The organism is Nocardia fusca NBRC 14340 (assembly GCF_001618425.1).
Taxonomy (GTDB): Bacteria; Actinomycetota; Actinomycetes; order Mycobacteriales; family Mycobacteriaceae; genus Nocardia; species Nocardia fusca.
Genome location: NZ_BDCU01000025.1, coordinates 25,250 through 44,413 on the forward strand (window position 1 = coordinate 25,250; position 19,164 = coordinate 44,413).

At 69.5% G+C, this 19,164-nt stretch carries 17 protein-coding genes; 8 read left to right on the forward strand and 9 right to left on the reverse strand.

The features are described 5' to 3' along the window. Positions 1-188: 188 nt before the first annotated feature. The 5 genes from NF4_RS15230 to NF4_RS15250 all read right to left on the reverse strand — a co-directional run bounded on the left by NF4_RS15230 (position 189) and on the right by NF4_RS15250 (position 3,817). Positions 189-1,448 (reverse strand): SatS C-terminal domain-containing protein, encoded by a 1,260-nt coding sequence (locus NF4_RS15230; protein ID WP_063127999.1) that lies wholly within the window; start codon positions 1,446-1,448, stop codon positions 189-191. 138 nt (positions 1,449-1,586) lie between these two features. After that, the gene (locus NF4_RS15235; protein ID WP_063128000.1) at positions 1,587-1,934 is read right to left on the reverse strand and encodes a YbaB/EbfC family nucleoid-associated protein; all 348 of its coding nucleotides are present in this window, start codon (positions 1,932-1,934) and stop codon (positions 1,587-1,589) included. A 58-nt stretch (positions 1,935-1,992) separates the two neighbouring features. After that, positions 1,993-2,343 carry a hypothetical protein gene (locus tag NF4_RS15240; protein ID WP_063035762.1) on the reverse strand — a complete coding sequence of 117 codons (351 nt, stop codon included), beginning with the start codon at positions 2,341-2,343 and terminating at the stop codon, positions 1,993-1,995. A 63-nt stretch (positions 2,344-2,406) separates the two neighbouring features. Beyond that, complete coding sequence (locus tag NF4_RS15245; protein WP_198165342.1) at positions 2,407-3,498, reverse strand: C40 family peptidase; 1,092 nt, start codon at positions 3,496-3,498, stop codon at positions 2,407-2,409. 4 nt (positions 3,499-3,502) lie between these two features. Next, the gene (locus tag NF4_RS15250) at positions 3,503-3,817 is read right to left on the reverse strand and encodes a type VII secretion target (RefSeq protein WP_063128025.1); all 315 of its coding nucleotides are present in this window, start codon (positions 3,815-3,817) and stop codon (positions 3,503-3,505) included. Positions 3,818-3,969: 152 nt separating this feature from the next. Between NF4_RS15250 and upp the strand changes: the two genes are divergently transcribed. Next, the gene (gene upp, locus NF4_RS15255) at positions 3,970-4,593 is read left to right on the forward strand and encodes a uracil phosphoribosyltransferase (protein ID WP_063128002.1); all 624 of its coding nucleotides are present in this window, start codon (positions 3,970-3,972) and stop codon (positions 4,591-4,593) included. 7 nt (positions 4,594-4,600) lie between these two features. Here upp and NF4_RS15260 read toward each other — a convergent pair whose 3' ends face one another. Both NF4_RS15260 and NF4_RS15265 read right to left on the reverse strand, forming a co-directional pair. Beyond that, positions 4,601-6,100: a phospho-sugar mutase gene (locus NF4_RS15260; RefSeq protein WP_063128003.1), complete on the reverse strand. Its 1,500-nt coding sequence runs from the start codon at positions 6,098-6,100 to the stop codon at positions 4,601-4,603. Further along, positions 6,101-6,880 (reverse strand): purine-nucleoside phosphorylase, encoded by a 780-nt coding sequence (locus tag NF4_RS15265; RefSeq protein ID WP_063128004.1) that lies wholly within the window; start codon positions 6,878-6,880, stop codon positions 6,101-6,103. It abuts the gene before it with no gap. A 103-nt stretch (positions 6,881-6,983) separates the two neighbouring features. Here NF4_RS15265 and NF4_RS15270 point away from each other — a divergent pair, with 103 nt between their 5' ends. Continuing rightward, positions 6,984-7,688 (forward strand): enoyl-CoA hydratase-related protein, encoded by a 705-nt coding sequence (locus NF4_RS15270; protein ID WP_063128005.1) that lies wholly within the window; start codon positions 6,984-6,986, stop codon positions 7,686-7,688. A gap of 246 nt (positions 7,689-7,934) precedes the next feature. After that, the gene (locus NF4_RS15275) at positions 7,935-9,131 is read left to right on the forward strand and encodes a M20 family metallopeptidase (RefSeq protein WP_232330479.1); all 1,197 of its coding nucleotides are present in this window, start codon (positions 7,935-7,937) and stop codon (positions 9,129-9,131) included. Positions 9,132-9,556: 425 nt separating this feature from the next. Here NF4_RS15275 and NF4_RS15280 read toward each other — a convergent pair whose 3' ends face one another. Further along, a complete protein-coding gene (locus NF4_RS15280) occupies positions 9,557-10,036 on the reverse strand; it encodes a gamma-glutamylcyclotransferase family protein (RefSeq protein WP_030522513.1) in 480 nt (159 codons plus the stop codon). A gap of 255 nt (positions 10,037-10,291) precedes the next feature. Here NF4_RS15280 and NF4_RS15285 point away from each other — a divergent pair, with 255 nt between their 5' ends. From NF4_RS15285 to NF4_RS15300, 4 genes are all read left to right on the forward strand, one after another. Then, positions 10,292-11,695 carry an NAD(P)H-quinone dehydrogenase gene (locus NF4_RS15285; protein WP_063128007.1) on the forward strand — a complete coding sequence of 468 codons (1,404 nt, stop codon included), beginning with the start codon at positions 10,292-10,294 and terminating at the stop codon, positions 11,693-11,695. Between the two features lie 520 nt (positions 11,696-12,215). Next, on the forward strand, positions 12,216-13,121 hold the full coding sequence (locus NF4_RS15290) for a hypothetical protein (protein ID WP_232330480.1): 906 nt from the start codon (positions 12,216-12,218) through the stop codon (positions 13,119-13,121). A 361-nt stretch (positions 13,122-13,482) separates the two neighbouring features. Then, on the forward strand, positions 13,483-14,295 hold the full coding sequence (locus NF4_RS15295; RefSeq protein ID WP_232330481.1) for a DUF8176 domain-containing protein: 813 nt from the start codon (positions 13,483-13,485) through the stop codon (positions 14,293-14,295). Positions 14,296-14,378: 83 nt separating this feature from the next. Then, on the forward strand, positions 14,379-15,584 hold the full coding sequence (locus NF4_RS15300; protein ID WP_063128010.1) for an aminotransferase-like domain-containing protein: 1,206 nt from the start codon (positions 14,379-14,381) through the stop codon (positions 15,582-15,584). Here NF4_RS15300 and glpK read toward each other — a convergent pair. Continuing rightward, entirely contained in the window at positions 15,566-17,062 is a 1,497-nt protein-coding gene (gene glpK / locus NF4_RS15305) for a glycerol kinase GlpK (protein WP_063128011.1), read from the reverse strand. The two genes, NF4_RS15300 and glpK, sit on opposite strands and share 19 nt — an antisense overlap. Positions 17,063-17,411: 349 nt before the next feature. Here glpK and glpD point away from each other — a divergent pair, with 349 nt between their 5' ends. After that, entirely contained in the window at positions 17,412-19,142 is a 1,731-nt protein-coding gene (glpD, locus tag NF4_RS15310) for a glycerol-3-phosphate dehydrogenase (RefSeq protein WP_063128012.1), read from the forward strand. Positions 19,143-19,164: the final 22 nt, after the last annotated feature.

Consider the following 19,164-nt stretch of genomic DNA (forward strand, 5'->3'; position numbering starts at 1 on the left):
GTGGCTGCGCAACGACAATGCCGCTGGCGAGTCAGTTTGCCCAGTCGCTGCCGGTTTATCGACCGAATGTCACGCCGTGTGTCCACATCGAGACCTAGTGGCACAGCCGGGCAAGGCCCGTCGACAGCCCGCGCACGGCCGCAGCGAAGGCGGAGGTACGCCTAGGGCCCCGGCCGACGCGGGACAGGTCAGCGCGGAGACAGGCGCGATTCGAAATTGCGTTCGAGTTCGCGCCAGGCACGCGCCTCGGCGTCGAACGGCGGGTTGGGCGCCATCCGGGTCGGGTCCGGCTGCAGCAGGTAGGACACATACCAGCCGAGCGGGGTCGATTTGGCCAGCGCCTGCTCCACCGCGTCGTCGTCGGCGTAGTCGGCGGCATCGGAGAACAACTCCAAGACCAGGTCGAGCTGCTCGGTATCGACCGCTTCCGGCCCTTCGGCCAGATCATCGGCCAGGCCGGGGAGTACGTAGACGTTCTCCTCGGTGACCTCCACCTCGAGCGATCCGTCGATGGCGGCGGTCTGCACTTCGGCGAAGGTACTGATCCGTGCCAGATCGTGTTCGTGGTCGTCGGCGAGATAGCGTGCAAGCGCACGCTCACTGGCGAACACCGAGATGGCGTTCTTGGCGCCGAGGAAGATCGGCTCGTCGTCGAGATAGCAGCGCAGGGTGAAGTATTCGGTATCGGCCGTCACGATCTTGACGGGGTCGATCCCGACTTCCTCCCAGAACGTGAGCTCGGCGTCGTCGTCATCGTCTTCGTCGTCTTCGTCGTCCAGGTCGACCGGTTCGAAATCGCTGTCGTCGTCGGTATCGGCCACGTCGTCGGCGTCGACCTCGTTCTCCTCGGCGGCCAGCAGCTCGGCCTCGGCCAGGGCGACCGCCTCGGCGTCGACCTCGGGCACCTGCACCACCGAATCGATGGCGTCGAGCACATCGTCCCAGCTCTTTGCCACCGCGGCGCCGATCTGATCCCACAGTTCCTCGCCGTCGCGGCCCGCGAACATATGGGTGCCGCCGGCCAGCGCACCCAGCGAGGGGTGCGAACCGAAGAACTTGGTGACCGTTTCGAGCTCGCAGACCTCGCCGATATTGCGCACCATGGCCAAGGTGTCCTCCAGCTCGGCGACGGTGTCCACATCCGGGTCACCGGCGGCCAGTTCCGGTACACCGACCAGATCGAAGGAGTAGTTGTCGCCGGGCTCGAGTTCGGCGGCGGATAGGCCCGCGACCACTTTCCACGCCGGGTGATCGATCAGATCGTTGTCGGAGTCGGTCCGGATGAAGGCCGCTAGTTCGGCCACGGACTCGAAGCCGTAGAGGGCGTCCTCATGTCCTAGGAACGCCTCCCACTCGTCGTCACCGTCACGCCAGCGCGGTGCCCACAGGGTGACAAGATCGCCGTCGGTCAGACCGAGCTCGATCGGGACGATGTCTCCAGAAGCCATACGCGGAAGCCTAATAGGTCGGGCCGAGCGGAGCCCACCCCTGGTCCGCGCACAGTTGTCGCGGAGACGGAGTATTCCGGGCCTCGGTCCGCGCACAACCGCGCGGCGTCGGGCAGGTGCGCGCGGTGAGCTGACCGATCAGGCGCCGTCCGGTGCGGTTCCGGTCGGGTCGACCACTCCCGGGGCCGCCGGAGCAAACGACTCGTTCAGTGTGGCAACGACCTCCGAACGCCGGCCACCGGCATCCTCGGCGGCCTGCCGGCAGGCCCAGATGACGAGCTGGGCGGCTTCGGCGGGTGGTAATGCGGTCACCGCCTCGGTGAGCTGCAAACTCACCAGGGCTCCGTCGCTGTCGACCTCGGCGGTGACCATCCCGTCCTCGGTGCTGAACCGGCCGCGGACCTGTTTGAGTCCGTACAGCGCCGCTTCCAGTGCTTCCAGTTTCCGCGTGGCGTCGGCGACCAGGGCGTCCATTTCCGCGCTCATACATCTCTCCTGGGTCCGAGCGGGAATCCGCTGTGGTGGTGTCGCGCGTGCGGGCCGCTCATACCGGCCGCATCCAGCTCGTCGGGCCGGTGTCGGCATCATCCATCCGGTCCAGTTCGTCGACCGCCTGCTGCCGGGTGGGCAGACCGAGCTGGTCCAAGATGTCGGCCGGCATTCCGTTCTCCGCCAGCAGTTCCCGGCGCTTGGCCTTGGCCGCGATGGTGGAGCGTCGGGTCAGCCGCAGGATCTCGTCGGCGAGAGCCTGTGCGCCGTAGCGGTATTCGCTGCGTTCGAATTTGATCTCCACCGGCATCCCCTGGTCGGTGGCGCGTACCGACAGCGTGCCGGCCCGATTGCGGCTGACCGCCATCGTGACATTCGGTACCTCGGGAAGCTGCTGCTCACTCATCACTCTGTCCACTCGTCATGATCGGATGACCATCTCCGATACGGGTCCCGATGCTGCTGCGGTTCACTCCGTGGGCCGGTAGAACCCGAGGAATTCCATCCCGCTGTTCTCCGTCCGGACCGAGCTGATCTGCACCGGATCGCCGGCTTCGATCAACTGGCCGTTGCCGATCACCATCGCCACATGGCCGTCCCATACCGCGAGATCGCCGGGCATGAGATCGCCCGGCGACACCGGGGTGGCGCCGTTGGCCTGTTCGTGCGCCAACCGGGGCAGTTCCACGCCGGCCTCGCCGTAGGCGTATTTGGTCATCCCGCTGCAGTCCAGCCCGGCACCGGGGGTGTTGCCGCCCCAGACATAGGGGGTGCCGAGCGTGCCCAGGGCCGATTTCACCGCGGTGGCGGCCTTCTCGTTCGGCGCTTCCACCACACTGCCGTCCGGCAGGGTGACCTTCACGCCCTCGCCCGTGGCGGTACCGGTCGAGGTGGCGGTTTTCTGCGGGGTCCCGGAGCTGGTGGTGGTGCCGCTCGGGCTCGACGACATGGCGGTGCTCATCATCGAGCCGGCCATCCCGGCCGCGGTGCTCAGCCCCGACGCCACCGTCGAAACGGCTTGAGTGCTCACCGGCGCGGTACTCGCCGCCGACGGGGTGGGCGGTGGCGGAGTGAGCTCGTTCATCGAGGAGGTCTGGGTCTGCAGTTCGTTCTGCACCCGGCCCACCACGCCCAGGGCCTGGCCCAGATGATCGATAGCGGATCCCACCAGCAGCGACATACCCGCCGGGGTGCCCAGCGCGGGCGCGGCCGCGGCGGCGGTGTTCACGAACGACTGCGCGATGGCGGTGAGGTCTTTGTTGCCGGTCTCCACATGGGCCGCGGCCTGGCCCATCACGGTCGCCATCTCGTTGCCGCGGTCGGAGATGCTCGCGGCCGAGGTCTGCACGCGCAGCGCCTTCGAGGTCGCGGCGTCCGCGCCGGTCCCGTCCCACGCGGTGTTCATCTGATTGATGCCGCTGCGGCCCAGCGCATGAACCTGGTCGATGGCCGTGGACGCGGTACGCAATGCGTCGCCGGGGCCGCCGGTGGCCAGCACGCCGGTGCCGAAACTGGCGAGCAGTTCGAGAATCGGCCTGGCCAGCGTATTGATATCGATCACCGGGTCACTCCCCGGCAGCACCGCGCAGGGCGGCCGCATTGCTGATGTCGGCCTCGGCGTAACTCACCGCGGCCACGCCGGCCGCCCCGCTCATCGTGCCCAGCACCGCGGACAGCTGGCCGATCGTCGCCACATGGCCGGCATGCGCGGCTGCGTACGCCGCGAGGAAATCGCCGCCGATCAGACCGAAGATCGGCCCCAGAACCGTGGGCGCCGCACCTGCGGCCCCGGTCCCCGCCGCCGCGAGTTCGGAGGCCATCACCCCGGCGGTGGTGCCGTAGGCCGCGATGCCCTGGGCATCGGCTGAGATGTTCACCATCAGAGGTTCCCCCATCGACTTCGTTAACGGGCAGAGTATGTCATCTACCGGTTTCGACGCGTCGGCTTCCCGCACGGTTCCGCGGAATTCGATTTCCGCGGAAAGCCACGGCGCGACGTCCGCCGCTACCCCGTCGACTTTATCGTTCCCTCATGCGCACGCACACGCTGGATCATCCGCTCGTGGCGATACTGCTCACCACACTCCGCGACGAACGCACCCCCGACCCCGCCTTCCGGGCCGCCCTGCGGGACCTGTCCAGACTCCTGGTCTACGAGGCGCTGCGGGACGCGCCCGTGGCACATTTCGACATCACCACGCCGGTCGCGGCCACCCGCGGCGTGCGGCTGGCCCGGCCGCCGCTACTCGTACCGGTCCTGCGGGCGGGACTCGGCATGGTCGACGCCGCCACCGACCTCATTCCGGACTCGCAGGTGGGTTTCGTCGGTGTCGCGCGGAACGAGGAGACCCACCGGCCGGTGCCGTATCTGGAATCGCTGCCCGACGACCTGTCGGCCACACCGGTGATGGTGCTGGACCCGATGCTGGCCACCGGCGGATCCATGCTGCACACGCTGGGGTTGCTGGCCGACCGGGGCGCGCTCGACATCACCGCCGTCTGTGTGGTGGCGGCACCGGAAGGTATCGCGGCGCTGGCGGGTTCGGGATATCCGGTCCGGCTGGTGACGGCGGTGATCGACGACCGGCTCAACGACGACGCCTATATCGTGCCCGGACTCGGCGACGCGGGGGACCGTCAGTTCGGACCGCGCTGAACCCGCCTCAGCCGGCCAGCGTGCGGCAGTAGTCGCGCAACTCCGAAAGCCGCTCCTGCGCGGCGTCCCTGGCGGTCCGCAACCCGGCCGGGCCGGACACCGGGTGCACCACCTCCAGATAGCATTTGAGCTTCGGTTCGGTGCCCGAGGGCCGGACGACCAATCGCACACCGTCACCGGTGAAGACCAGTGCGTCGGTACGCATCCGGCCCCGCAGCGCGGCCATATCGGTGTACTCGACCGCGGTCGCGGCCAGTGTTCCCGGCGGCGCGGCCCGCAGCGCCTCCACCACCGCGGCGGCCGCCCGCTGATCGGGCAGGCGCAGCGAGACCTGATCGCCGGCGTGCACACCGAACTCGACGGCCAGATCGTCGAGTTCGTCGTTCAGTGCGCGGCCACGGGCACGCAGCCGGGACACCAGGTCTGCGGCCATGACCGCCGTGGAGACACCGTCCTTGTCGCGGACGGTTGCCGGGTCCACACAGTGCCCGATCGCCTCCTCGTACGCGTAGACCAGGCCGTCACCCGCGCGCGCCAGCCATTTGAACCCGGTGAGTGTTTCGGCGTAGCGGGCGCCCCGCGCCGGCGCCAGCCGGGAGAGCAGACGTGACGAGACGATCGTGGTCGCGACCAGCGGGTCCGCGGTCGCCGTGCGCAGCACATCGTCGGCCAGCAGCACCCCGGTTTCGTCCCCGCGCAACATGCGCCACCCGTCCGGTGTGGGGACACCCAGCGCGCAGCGGTCGGCGTCGGGATCCAGCGCCACGGCCAGATCGGCGTCCACCCGCTCGGCCAGCCGCAGCAGCAGATCCGCCGCTCCCGGCTCCTCCGGGTTCGGGAAGGGCACCGTAGGGAAATCGGGGTCGGGCGCGAACTGCTCGGTCACCGCGTGGATATCGGTGAAACCGGCGGCTGTGAGCGCGTGCACAGCGGTGGCGCCGCCGACACCGTGCAACGGCGTGAACGCGATCCGGATCCCGGCGCGGTCCCCGTCCCCGCCGATCAGCCGGGGCAGCTGCGCGACCCGCGCCAGATAGTGCGATAGGACCGCACCCCCCGACGCGGCGACCGGATTGCGTCCGATCGGTTCGGTGACCGCCGTCATCCGCTGCTCGATCTCGGTATCGGCGGGCGGCGCCAGCTGGGTGCCGCCGTCTACGAACACCTTGTAGCCGTTGTCCCCGGGCGGATTGTGCGATGCGGTGATCTGCACACCCGCCACCGCACCCGATTCGCGCACGGCGAATGCGGTGACCGGGGTCGGCAGCGGCTCGGGCAGCCGGGTCACCGCGAAACCGGCCGCGGTCAGCACCTCGGCGGTGACCGCCGCGAATTCCGCGGACCCGTGCCGGGCGTCCCGGCCGACCACCACCGTGCCGCCGCCGAGACAGCGGTCCCGCAGCCAGGCGGCGAGCCCGGCGGTGGCCCGCGCCACCGTGGTCTCGTTCATCCCGTCCGGGCCGGGGGCCAGCGGCCCGCGCAGACCCGCCGTACCGAAGGTCAGCATCTACAGCTGCTCCAGCACACCGCGCAGCAATTTGCCCAGGCGCGGCGCAGCCGCGCGTCCCTCCGCGAGTACCTCGGCATGAGCCAGCGGCGCACCCGTGACCCCGGCCGCCAGGTTCGTGACCAGGGAGATGCCGAGCAGCCGGACGCCGAGGGCGCGCGCCGCGATGGCTTCCAGCACCGTCGACATCCCCACCAGATCGGCCCCGATCGTGGCCAGCATGCGGATCTCCGCGGGCGTCTCGTATTGCGGTCCGGTGAGTCCGGCGTACACGCCCTCGGTCAGGTCCGGGTCGACGCGCCGTGCGAGATCGCGCAACCGCGGGTCCCAGGCGTCGACCAGATCGACGAAGGAAGGTCCGGTCAGCGGTGTCGTACCGGTGAGATTGAGGTGATCGCGCACCAGCACGGCCTCCCCGACCCGCATACCCGGGCGGATTCCGCCGGCGGCGTTGGTGAGGATCACCGTCTCCGCGCCCGCAGCGACCGCGGTCCGCACCGGATGCACGACCTCCTCGGCGGAATGACCCTCGTACAGGTGCTGACGTCCCATGAGCACGAGGGCGTGGGTATCGCCGATCGACACCGACACCACCCGCCCCACGTGACCCTGCGCGGTGGGCGCGGCGAATCCGGGCAGCTCCGGCATAGGTATCTCGGCATTGGGGGTCCCGAGTTCGGCGGCGGCGTCCTGCCAGCCCGAACCCAGCACCACCGCGACCCGGTGTCGATCCACGGACGAACGGGCCGCGATCTCCTCGGCAGCCTCTTCGGCAAGCATGGCGGCCAGTGTATGGCCTCCCGCGCCGCCGGCCCGCCCGAACCGCCTGCGCCGGTGGGGCCTCCGGCGGCCATCCCCGATCCGTAGCCGATACGCTGCACAGATGCCGTACCTGGAACGTGATGGAAACGTTTTCGTGCTGTCGCTGGGCAACGAGGGCCAGACCGACAGCGAGAACCGCTTCAGCCACGAGTGGATAGACGAGACGCACGCGCTGCTGGACACCGTGGTGGCCGTCGAGGGGCCCGCCGCGCTGGTGACGACCGCCACCGGGAAGTTCTTCAGCAACGGACTCGACACCGACTGGCTGTTCGCGAATCTCGACCGGATGCACGGCTACCTCGACCGCGTGCACAGCGTGTTCAGCCGGCTGCTCGCGTTTCCGTTGCCCACCGTCGCGGCTGTCAACGGTCACGCCTTCGGCGCCGGCGCCATGCTCGCCACCTGCCACGATTTCCGGGTGATGCGCGCCGATCGCGGATTCTGGTGCCTACCCGAGGTACATCTGGGGATGCCCTTCACCGTGGGGATGAACGCCCTGCTCACCAGCCGGTTGACCAACCAGGTGGCGGTCACCGCGATGACCACCGGCCACCGGTTCGGCGCCGCGGAGGCCCGGGCGGCGGGTATCGTGGACGACGTCGCCGACGCCGAGGCACTGCGCGCCGCCGCGGTGGAGAGGGCCGCCGGACTGGCTGCCAATCGGACTCCCAGCCTGCCCACCATCAAACGCGCCCTGCACGCCACGGCGCTGGCCGGCCTCGCGGTGCCGACCACTCCCGATAACCTGGCATTCGCCTCGAACTAACCGCGAGACGAGCCGGCCGGGCGTCGACCGAACGCTCACGCCCCACCGGATACGCGGGTGCGGCACCGATGCCGCCGCGCACGGATCCGGCAGCGGTGCGAAACTGGTGGATACGGCCGTTCCCCGGGGGATAGCGGAACCGCCGGTATGTACCGCGGCCCCGGCCGCGGACGATACGTGTACGGGCGGTCCGCGCACGTGGAGAAGTGGTTCACAGCTGCTCGTTCTACGACAGGAGGACATTCGGTGAGCACAACCGGCCGTACGGTGCGAGACGGACAGGACGCGGTGACGGCGTGGCTGGCCGAGCACACGGTCGATCTCGTTCAATGGCGCCGGCACATCCACGCCAACCCGGAATTATCCCGTACCGAGTTCGCGACCACCGAATTCGTCGGCACCTGGCTGACGAAGGCCGGACTCTCGTTCCGGGTGCTGCCGACCGGTACCGGTCTGATCTGCGATATCGGTCCCGAGGACGCACCGCGGATCGCGTTGCGTGCCGATATGGACGCACTGGCGCTCCAGGAGTTCACCGGCCGGCCCTTCGCCTCGACGGTGCCCGGCGTTTCGCATGCCTGCGGCCACGACGCGCACACCAGTATCCTGCTCGGTACCGCGCTGGCGCTGGCCGACCTCGATCTCCCGGTCGGGGTACGGCTGATCTTCCAGCACGCCGAGGAGGTCATGCCGGGCGGCGCCATCGATATGGTCGCGGCCGGCGCGATGACCGGCGTGGACCGGGTCTTCGCCCTGCACTGCGATCCGCGTCTGGAAGTCGGCAAGGTCGGCATCCGGGTCGGTGCCATCACCTCCGCCGCCGATACCGTCGAACTGGTGCTGGATTCGCCGGGCGGGCACACCTCCCGCCCGCACCTCACCAGCGACCTCGTCTACGCGATCGGCACCGTCATCACCGGTCTGCCCGGCCTGCTCACCCGCCGGATCGACCCGCGCACCAGCACGGTCATGGTGTGGGGCGCGGTCAGCGCCGGCAAGGCCCCGAACGCGATCCCGCAGACCGGCATGCTCACCGGCACCGTCCGCACCGGCGACCACGCCACCTGGTCCCTGCTCGAACCGATGGTGCGCGAGATCGTCGACGGCCTGCTCGCGCCGACCGGCGTGCGCTACCAGCTCGACTACCGGCGCGGTGTGCCGCCGGTGGTCAACGACGAACACTCGGTCCGCATGCTCGGCGACGCGGTCCGTGCCATCGGCCCCGACGCTCTCGCCGACACCCCGCAATCCGGCGGCGGCGAGGATTTCTCCTGGTACCTGGAAGAAGTACCCGGCGCCATGGCCCGCCTCGGCGTCTGGCCCGGCGAAGGCCCCCAGCTCGACCTGCACCAGCCGACGTTCGATCTCGACGAACGGGCGTTGCCGGTGGGGGTGCGGACGTTCACCAACATCGTCCTGCAGGCCGGGATGGAACTGGTCTGAGTTTTTGGCGCGCTGGCGCGCGCGGGGTTGAGGCCCCCTGGGTCTCGCCGTTTCGGCCTCGAGACTCGAGCCTTCGGCTCATGCGCTTTCGAGGCCGAAACGGCGAGACGGGCCTCAACCCTTGGAGGTGTCTCGTAAAACTCGACGCAGGGGGGTTACGTCGGCATTCGATGTCCGGATCGGTTGCCGACTCGACCGCTCGGCTGACCTGGCGTCATCGCCTTCACCAACAGCGGCACCCTCTCGGCGCCGAGTTCAGCGAGGCCCTGGAAGGGTCGAGGCCCGTCCCGCCCTTGGCCGAAGGTGCTCAATCGTCGCACTCTATGGGCGGCCCACCGCACATCGCATGAGCCGAAGGCTCGAGTCTCGAGGCCTGAACGGCGGGACCGAGGGGGCCTCGACCCCGCGCGCGCCAGCGCGCCAAATCAACTGAAGTTGTTTCCCGGGCCTACGTTGCGGCTGTTGCGGGTGCGCAGGGCGTGCACGTACTCCTCCGGGGCACCCGCCTTCTCGGCCGCGTCGGCCATCACGCCGATGTAACGCGCCGATGGGAGGCCGCCTTCGTAGGCGTCGAGGACGTACAGCCAGGCGAGGATCGGGTCGCTGCCGCTTCCGGGACTGGGGGTGACGCGGAGCCGGATCTTGCGGTGGATTCCGAAATCGGAGCCCTCCCAACGGTCGAGCCGCTGCTCGTCCTCGGGGGAGACGTCGTAGAGCACGACGAAGACCCGGGAGCCGGGTTCTTCGACCACGGTGGCGAGCGGACCTTCCCAGCCGATGTCGTCCCCGCTGAAGGTGAGGCGCCAGCCCTCCAGCCAGCCCGTCCCGGACATGGGGGAGTGCGGACAGCGCTCGAGCATCTGGGTCGAGTCCATATTGGACCCGTAGGCAGCGTAGATCGGCACACCGGCAGCTTAGTTGTGTGCTCGCTCTCACCGGTACGGGGCGTCGTAAATAGCGTTCCGGGATGTGCTTCGGGCCGGTGCGACCAGGCCGGGAGCGGGCGCGGGGTGCGCGCCGGGGCTGCCTCCGCCTTCGTCGCGGCCCCGCGCGGAATGCCGATGGGGTGCGATCGGCAGCACCTATTAGGCTGGTCCCGGCGAGTGAAGGCCGCGAAGCTGCCGCGCGCCGCGCGCGGGTGATTAGGACAAGGGGAATGTATGACCCGCATTGCGATCATCGGTGGCGGACCGGCAGGCTACGAAGCGGCGCTGGTCGCGGCCCAGCACGGGGCGCAGGTGGTGTTGATCGATTCCGACGGTATCGGCGGGGCGTGTGTGCTCTGGGATTGTGTGCCGTCGAAGACGTTCATCGCTTCCACCGGTGTTCGGACCGATCTGCGGCGCGCCCGGAACCTGGGGATCACGCTCGACCCGAGCCAGGCCGAGGTGCGGTTGCCCGAGGTCAACGAGCGGGTGAAGGCGCTGGCGCTGGCGCAGTCCTCGGATATCCGGTCCAAGTTGCAGGCGGCGGGGGTGCGGGTGCTGCCGGGGCGGGGGCGGCTGGCGGGGCCGGGATCGGGCCGGGCGACGCATCGGGTCGTGGTGTCGTTCCCGGACGCGACCGAGGAGACCATCGAGGCGGAGGTGGTACTGATCGCCACTGGTGCCTCGCCGCGGGTGCTGCCCGGGGCCGAGCCGGACGGGGAGCGGATCCTGAACTGGCGGCAGCTCTACGACCTGGCGGAGCTGCCGGAGACGCTGGTGGTGGTCGGTTCCGGTGTGACCGGTGCCGAATTCGTCTCCGCGTACACGGAAATGGGCGTGCGGGTGGTCCTGGTGTCCAGCCGGGACCGGGTGCTGCCCGGGGAGGACGCGGATGCCGCGCTGGTGCTGGAGGACGCCTTCGCCGAACGCGGCGTGGAACTGGTGAAGCACGCGCGAGCCGACAAGGTGGAGCGCACGGGTGATTCGGTGCTGGTCACCCTGGCCGACGGCCGTACGGTGTCGGGTTCGCACGCGCTGATGACCGTGGGGTCCACGCCGAACACCGAGGGGCTGGGCCTGGAACAGGCCGGTATCGAACTGGATCGCGGCGGATACCTGCGGGTGGACCGGGTCTCGCGGACCGGGGTGCCCGGTATCTACGCCGCGGGTGACTGCACCGGTCTGTTGCCGCTGGCCTCGGTGGCCGCCATGCAGGGCCGGATCGCCATGTACCACGCGTTGGGCGAGGGGGTCAGCCCGATCCGGCTCAAAACGGTGGCCTCGGCGGTGTTCACCCGTCCGGAGATCGCGACCGTGGGGGTGAGCCAGACGGCCATCGACAACGGGGAGACCCCGGCGCGCACGGTGATGCTGCCGCTGAACACCAATCCGCGGGCGAAGATGTCGGGTCTGCGCCGCGGTTTCGTCAAGATCTTCTGTCGTCCGGCGACGGGTGTGGTCATCGGCGGTGTGGTGGTCGCCCCGATCGCCTCGGAGCTGATCCTGCCGATCGCGCTGGCGGTCCAGAACAATCTGACGGTCAATGATCTGGCACAAACTTTTTCGGTGTACCCCTCGCTCACCGGCTCGGTCATGGAGGCCGCCCGCCAGCTCATGCGCCACGACGACCTGGGCTGAGTTGCCGGCAGCGCCGGTGGGTAGTGGGTATGAATGCCGACCCGTCCGGGAAATGCGGCCGTAATCGAAATCGATTGCCGTAATCGGCCCGAGTTCCTGGCCGCGTCACTGCTTTTTCACCCGCGTTTCACCCGTGAGTGTTCCTGCCTGTGGTGAGTTTTCGTCACATTGCCGGAATTGCTCGAGTGTGGTTCACTTCCGAGGCAGAGATGCGATCGACGGGCGGTCGTGGAGTTTGGTGCCGGGGGGTTCGTCCTTTCGGACTCGGACAGCGAACGGCCCACTATCGGGTGAACCGCTGGAGTTCGTGTCTCGTATGAGACGGAACTGGACGCGGACCGCAGGTGGCGCCGCATCCGGGAAAGGGATTGGGCGAAAAGTGAAACATCGTAAGCCGAACCGGGCGGGCCGGGCGGTGGCGAGCACTTCGCTGCCTCTTGCGACTGCCGCGGCCATGGCCATTTTCGCGTCGCCGGCGGGGGCCGTTCCGAGCGACCAGCCGGCTACGCCGACGACGCCGGTGCCCGCGCCTTCGCAGCCGGGCACCAATAATCAGCAGCAGCCCGGCACCGAGGGCCAGCAGAGCGGGCCGGAGACCACGCCGAGCCAGCCCGGCGTGCAGAACAACGAGGAAAAGCCGGAGAGCAGCCCGACTCCGAGCCCGAGCCAGCCCGGTGTCACCACCCCGGAGCAGGGCCAGAACGATCAGGGCCTCACCGGCCCGACCCAGCCCGGTGTCACCACGCCGCGTGTGGCGCCGCTGCCCGTCCCGGGGCAGCCCGCCCCGGCGCAGCCGGCCATCTCGCCGAATACGCCGCAGGGTCAGCAGCCGCCCGCGCAGCCGGGTGACGCGCCCGCCGTGGCGCCGGAGACCGACGGGGAGAACGCGCAGCCCAGTGCTCCGCAGACCGACACCCTGATCGAGCCGCAGAGTCCGCAGTGGCAGGCGCCGAGTCTGGACGAGGCGCCGGTCGCGCCGGTCGTCGAGATGCAGGGTCCGCATATGGAGATCGGTGCCGCCCTCGACGGTGGTTCCCTGGCTCCCGGGCATTTCGCCAACACCCACCACTTCTCCAACCAGTCCGGCTATGTCGGCACCGCCGGCTTCCGTACCCCGACCGGTACGGGCGAGGCCGGTATCTCGGTGGAGTTCGTCGACGAGAACACCATCAACGTCTCGACGTTCACCGGTGGAAACGGGCTGCCGGACAACCGGCTCGACCACGTGATCGACACCACCCCGGTGAACACGGCGAAGGCCGCCGTGGAGCACTGGATCGCTCAGCAGCCGGGTGGCGCCGCCGCGCTGGACGCCGCGGCCAAGATTCCGCCGCCTCCGCCGCTGCTGCCCCCGGGCAACTACCCGGAGCAGGCGCTGAACCTCGGTGGCGTCAATACCCAGTGGGGTGGTTCACTCCAGTACTGACACGAGTGAAATCTTGCCGGGTGGGGCGGTCGTGCACGGCCGCCCCACCCGCGTGTCTCGGAAGGGATGGGCTGTGACCGGCGAGGGCGAAGGTAGAGAGCGCGAACCCGAACGGGCGGATTTCGGACCCCCCACCGGCGACTTCGGTCCGCCGGTATCGGAGTTCGGGCCGCCGACGGGCGAGCTATCGATGCCGGGCTGGAAGCCGAATACGCGTCCGGAGGATTCCGGCTTGACCTGGCGCCCGGCGCCCGGTGCCGGCACGGCCGAGCCGTCGGCTGTTCCTCCGCCGCCGCCCCAGTACCGGGCGCCGGACAGCTCCACCCCGGTCCACCGACCGGCGTCGACCGAATCCCGGCCGGTGACGCGGCCCGCGCCCGCCGCGGACTCCACCACGGTCCGCCATCAGCTTCCAGCGGACCTGGCCCCGCGCATCTCGCCGGCCGGCGAACGGGTACCGGAACCGGACCAGGCCACAGTCCGCCACACCGGCCCGGACCTGCGCTGGCCGGGATCGGGTCAGCCGAACCAGTCCGTTGGGACCGAGCCGGCCGCGGGTTCGGTCCGGCCACGGGCGGGCGGTCTGTCCTGGGACAGCGATCCCATCGCCCAGAAGCTCACGCCGCAGTCGGTGGCCGGGGCGCTCGCCGCGAAACCGCGCCGCGGTATCCCGGTCGGCCGGCTCGTGACGGTGGTCGCGGTGCTGGTGGCGTTGGTCGCGGTGGGGGTGGCGGTCGTCGTGGTGAGCGGCGGTGACGACGCGCCGGCGGGGCCGCCGGTCGCCGATTCCGGTTCCGCGCTGAGCTGTCCGGCGAGTCAGGAGGACGGGGTGATCGTCGGCGACGGGGTCGGGGATACGACCAGCGGCGCGGGCGCCATTCTCGGTTTCCAGCATCAGTTCTATGTGGAGCGCAGCGGGGTAGGAGCCCGTCAGTTCGTCGCGGCGGATTCGCCTGCCATTTCTTCCGCGGAGACGATCCAGTCGGCGATCGATACGCATATCCCGGCGGGTACCGAGCATTGCGTGCGGATTGTCGAGCGGGCGCCGGCCTCCTTCGATGTCGACCTGACCGAGCTACAGCCGAACGGTAAGACGACGGTGTACAAGCAGACGGTGACCACGGTGGATCGGGACGGGAAAACCGTGCTCTGGGTGATCGCGGACCGTCGCTGATCCCAATATGTGAAATCACAATGTCATATGGTGGTAATACATGGGATGATCGGGCTATCAGCAGGTAATTCCCGGAGGCCCCTATGTCGCATTTCGCACCGCCGCTGGCCGGCAAGCTGGCCGGCCTCACCAGCTCGGCCATTCGTGACCTGCTGAAACTCACCGCCGATCCGAATATCCTCAGCCTGGCCGGCGGCCTACCCGATGCCGAACTCATGCCCGGCGCGCGCATCGCCGCCGCGGCCGAATCGGCGTTGCGGGGCAGCGCCGCGCTGCAGTACACGGAGTCCCCGGGGTGGGGCCCGCTGCGCGAAGTCCTGGCCGGCCGGGAATCGGACCGGCTCGGTCGCCGGGTCGATATCGCCGAGATCTTCGTGACCCACGGTTCGCAGCAGGCGCTGTCGCTGCTCGCCGAGGTGCTGATCGACCCGGGCGCGCTGGTGGTGGTCGAGGATCCGGCCTATATCGGCGCGCTGCAGGTGTTCCGGGCGGCCGGTGCGCGGATCGTGGCGGTGCCACTGGACAGCGAGGGCCTGCGAGTGGACCGGCTCGCGGAGCTGCTCGCCGCCGGGGAGCGTCCGGCGCTGGTGCACACCGTGAGCAACTTCCACAACCCCGGTGGCGTGACCATGAGCCCCCGCCGCCGGCAGGCGCTCGCCGCGCTGGCCGAGAAACACGGGTTCTGGGTGATCGAGGACGATCCGTACGGCGAACTGTGGTTCGACCGGCCCGCGCCCGCGTCGGTGGCCTCGTATTCGTCGACGGTTATCCGGCTGTCCTCGGCGTCGAAGATCATCGCTCCCACGCTGCGGGTGGGTTGGATGGTGGCCCCGCCACGGGTGTGCCGGGCGGTCGAACTGTTGAAGCAGGGGGCCGATCTGTGCGGTTCGGCGCTCACCCAGCAGATCGCCGCCGAACTGCTCGCCGACAGCGCCTGGCTCACCGGCCATATCGACACGGTCCGCGGGGTGTACGCCACCCGCGCCACCGCTCTGGTCGACGCGGCCCGCGACCACTTCGGCGACCGGTTGCGCTGCACGGAGGCGTCGGGAGGCATGTTCGTCTGGGCGGAGTTCACCGACGGCACCGACACCGGTGAACTGCTGCCCCGGGCCCTCGAGGCGGGCGTCGCCTTCGTGCCGGGCGGGGCGTTCGCGGTGAGCAACCCCTATCCGAACGCCATGCGGATGTGCTTCACCACCGCCGCCCCGGCGGTGCTCACCGAGGCGATGTCACGGCTGGCCCGGGCCGCCGGCGACCGGGCACCGGTTCAGTCGGCCCAGTTGTAGGTACGTTCGACCGCCTTGTTCCAGTCGGCGAGGCGGGAGTCGCGGTCGGCGGCGGACATACTCGGGTTCCAGGTCTTGTCGGCGGCCCAGTTGGCCCGGATATCGTCGGTGCCCGACCAGTATTCGACCGCCAGCCCGGCCGCGTAGGCGGCCCCGAGCGCCGTGGTTTCGTTGACCAGCGGCCGGACGACCGGTAGATCGAGAATATCGGCCTGGAACTGCATGAGCAGATCGTTGGCGACCATACCGCCGTCGACCTTGAGGGCTGTCGCCTCGAGGTCCAGCGAGCGGGATTCGGCGTCCGCGCGCATGGCGTCCATCACCTCGCGGGTCTGGAAGGCGGTCGATTCCAGGATCGCGCGGGCCAGATGGGCCTTGGTGACGAATCGGGTGAGCCCGGCGATCACCCCGCGGGCGTCGGGCCGCCAGCGCGGGGCGAACAGCCCGGAGAACGCCGGGACGATATAGGCGCCGCCGTTGTCGTCCACGGTGCGCGCCAGATCCTCGATCTCGGGCGCCGAGGAGATGATGCCCAGATTGTCGCGGAACCACTGCACCAGGGCGCCGGTGACGGCGATCGACCCCTCCAGCGCGTACACCGGCGGCTGGTCACCGAGCCGGTAACACACCGTGGTCAGCAGGCCGTGCTCACTGAAAACGGGAGTGGTTCCGGTGTTCAGCAGCATGAAGTTGCCGGTGCCGTAGGTGTTCTTGGCCTCGCCCGGAGCCAGGCACGCCTGCCCGAACATCGCGGCCTGCTGGTCGCCGAGGATCCCCGCGACCGGCACTCCCGCCAGCGGACCCGCGCCGATCTCCGCGTAGACCTCCGAGGAACTCCGGATCTCCGGCAGCATCGCCGTCGGCACCCCGATCTCCGCGCAGATCTGTTCGTCCCAGGCCAGCGTGCGCAGATCCATGAGCAGGGTGCGCGAGGCATTGGTGACATCGGTGATGTGCCGGCCGGTCAGCTTCCACAGCAGCCAGCTGTCCACGGTGCCGAAGCACAGTTCGCCCGCCGCCGCCCGCTCGCGCGCGCCGGGCACGGTGTCCAGGATCCAGCGCACCTTGGGTCCGGAGAAATACGTCGACAGCGGCAGGCCGGTGCGCTCGACGTAGCGCGCCGCGCCCGAGGATCCGGCGAGTTCGGTGCACAACCGGTCGGTGCGGGTGTCCTGCCAAACGATCGCGTTGTGTACGGGCCGCCCGGTATCGCGTTCCCAGACGACGGTGGTCTCGCGCTGATTGGTGACGCCCACGGCCGCGATATCGCCCGCGGTGATCCCGGCTTCATCCAGTACCGCGCCGAGCACGAACTCGGTATTGCGCCACAGGGTTTCCGGATCGTGCTCGACCCAGCCCGGCTTCGGGAAGATCTGGTCGTGCTCGCGCTGGGCGACCCCCGCGATCTTTCCCTGCCGGTCGAACAGTATGCACCTGCTCGAGGTCGTGCCCTGGTCGATGGCGGCCACATAGCGCATGGCAGGAGGCTAGCGCAATCCGGCCGATCGGTGACGGGTGTCTCTGTGCCGACGTTTGCCCGGGTTCCCCCATCAGGCGTACCTCCGCCTTCGCTGCGGCCGTGCGTGGGCTGTCGACGGGCTTTGCCCGGCTGTGCCACTAGGCGTACCTCCGCCTTCGCTGCGGCCGTGCGCGGGCTGTCGACGGGCTTTGCCCGGCTGTGCCACTAGGCTTGGACACCGAACGCGCCAACCCACAGCCGACCCCAGTCGATCGCGTACTCGAGGAGTCGATACCGATGATGCGATACCAACGCCAACGCTTCGGCCTCCGCGGACCGCATGCCCCCGCTCCGGAGGGGGGACGGTGATGTTGCAGCCGGGATCGCAGTTCCTCGGACCCGATCAGCGCCGTTCCGCATGGGAACACTTGAACAAGGACCACTTCGATGTGATCGTCGTGGGCGGCGGTGTCGTGGGCGCCGGGATCGCGCTCGACGCCGCGACCCGCGGCCTGAAGGTGGCGCTGGTGGAGGCGCGCGATCTGGCCTCGGGGACCTCCAGCCGGTCGTCCAAGATGTTCCACGGTGGCCTGCGGTATCTGGAACAGCTCGAATTCGGCCTGGTGCGCGAGGCGTTGAAGGAACGCGAACTGTCCATGTCGCATCTGGCGCCGCACCTGGTGAAACCCCTGCGGTTCCTCTACCCGCTCACCCGGCGGGCGTGGGAGCGGCCCTACGTCGCGGCGGGACTGTTCCTCTACGACACCATGGGCGGGGCGAAATCCGTTTCCGGGCAGCGGCACCTGTCGCGGCACGGCGCGTTGCGGTTGGCTCCGGGCATGCGGCGCAACTCGATGATCGGCGGGATCAGCTACTACGACACAGTGGTGGACGACGCCCGGCACACCATGACCGTCGCCCGTACCGCCGCCCACTACGGCGCGGTGATCCGCACCTCCACCCAGGTGGTGGGGTTCCTGCGGGAAGCCGACCGGGTGGTCGGCGTGCAGGTACGCGACAGCGAGGACGGGACCACCGGTGAGGTGCGCGGTCACGTGGTGATCAACGCGGCCGGTGTGTGGACCGACGAGGTGCAGGCCCTGTCGCAGCAGCGTGGCCGGTTCCATGTGCGGGCCTCCAAGGGCGTGCACATCGTGGTCCCGCGTGATCGGATCGTCAGCGACGCCGCGATCATCCTGCGCACCGCCACCTCGGTGCTGTTCGTGATCCCGTGGGGCGCGCACTGGATCATCGGCACCACCGACACCGACTGGAATCTCGACCTGGCCCATCCGGCCGCCACCAAAGCCGATATCGACTACCTGCTGGAACGGGTGAACGAGGTGCTGGTCACCCCGCTGACCCATGCCGATATCGACGGGGTGTACGCGGGCCTGCGCCCGCTCCTGGCCGGGGAGAGCGACGAGACCTCGAAACTGTCGCGTGAGCACGCCGTCGCGCGGATCGCGCCGGGACTGGTCGCCATCGCCGGCGGCAAGTACACGACCTACCGGGTGATGGCCTACGACGCGGTGGACGAGGCCGCCCAGGACATCCCCGCCCGGGTCTCGCCCTCGATCACCGAGAAGGTGCCGCTGCTCGGCGCCGACGGTTATTTCGCGCTGGTCAACCAGACCGTGCAACTGGCCGAAGACTACGGAATACACCCGTACCGGGTGAAACATCTGCTGGACCGCTACGGTTCGCTCGTCGACGAGGTCATGGCGCTGGCCGCCGACCGCCCCGACCTGAAACAGCCGATCGCCGCGGCCCCATCCTATCTGCGGGTGGAAGCGGTGTACGCCGTGGCCGCGGAGGGTGCGCTGCACCTCGACGATGTGCTCGCCCGGCGCACCCGGATCTCCATCGAGTACCCGCACCGCGGCGGTGAATGCGCCGAGGAGGTCGCCGGGCTGATCGCCCCGGTGCTCGGCTGGAGCGACGCGGAGACCGACCGCGAGGTCCGGACCTATCTGGCCCGGGTGGACGCCGAGGTGCGGTCGCAGACCCAGCCCGACGATGCCTCCGCCGATGCGTTGCGGATCGCCGCGCCCGAACCCCGGTCGGAAATCCTGGAGCCGGTGCCCACCGAGGGCTGAACCATCCCGCGCCGCGGCGGAC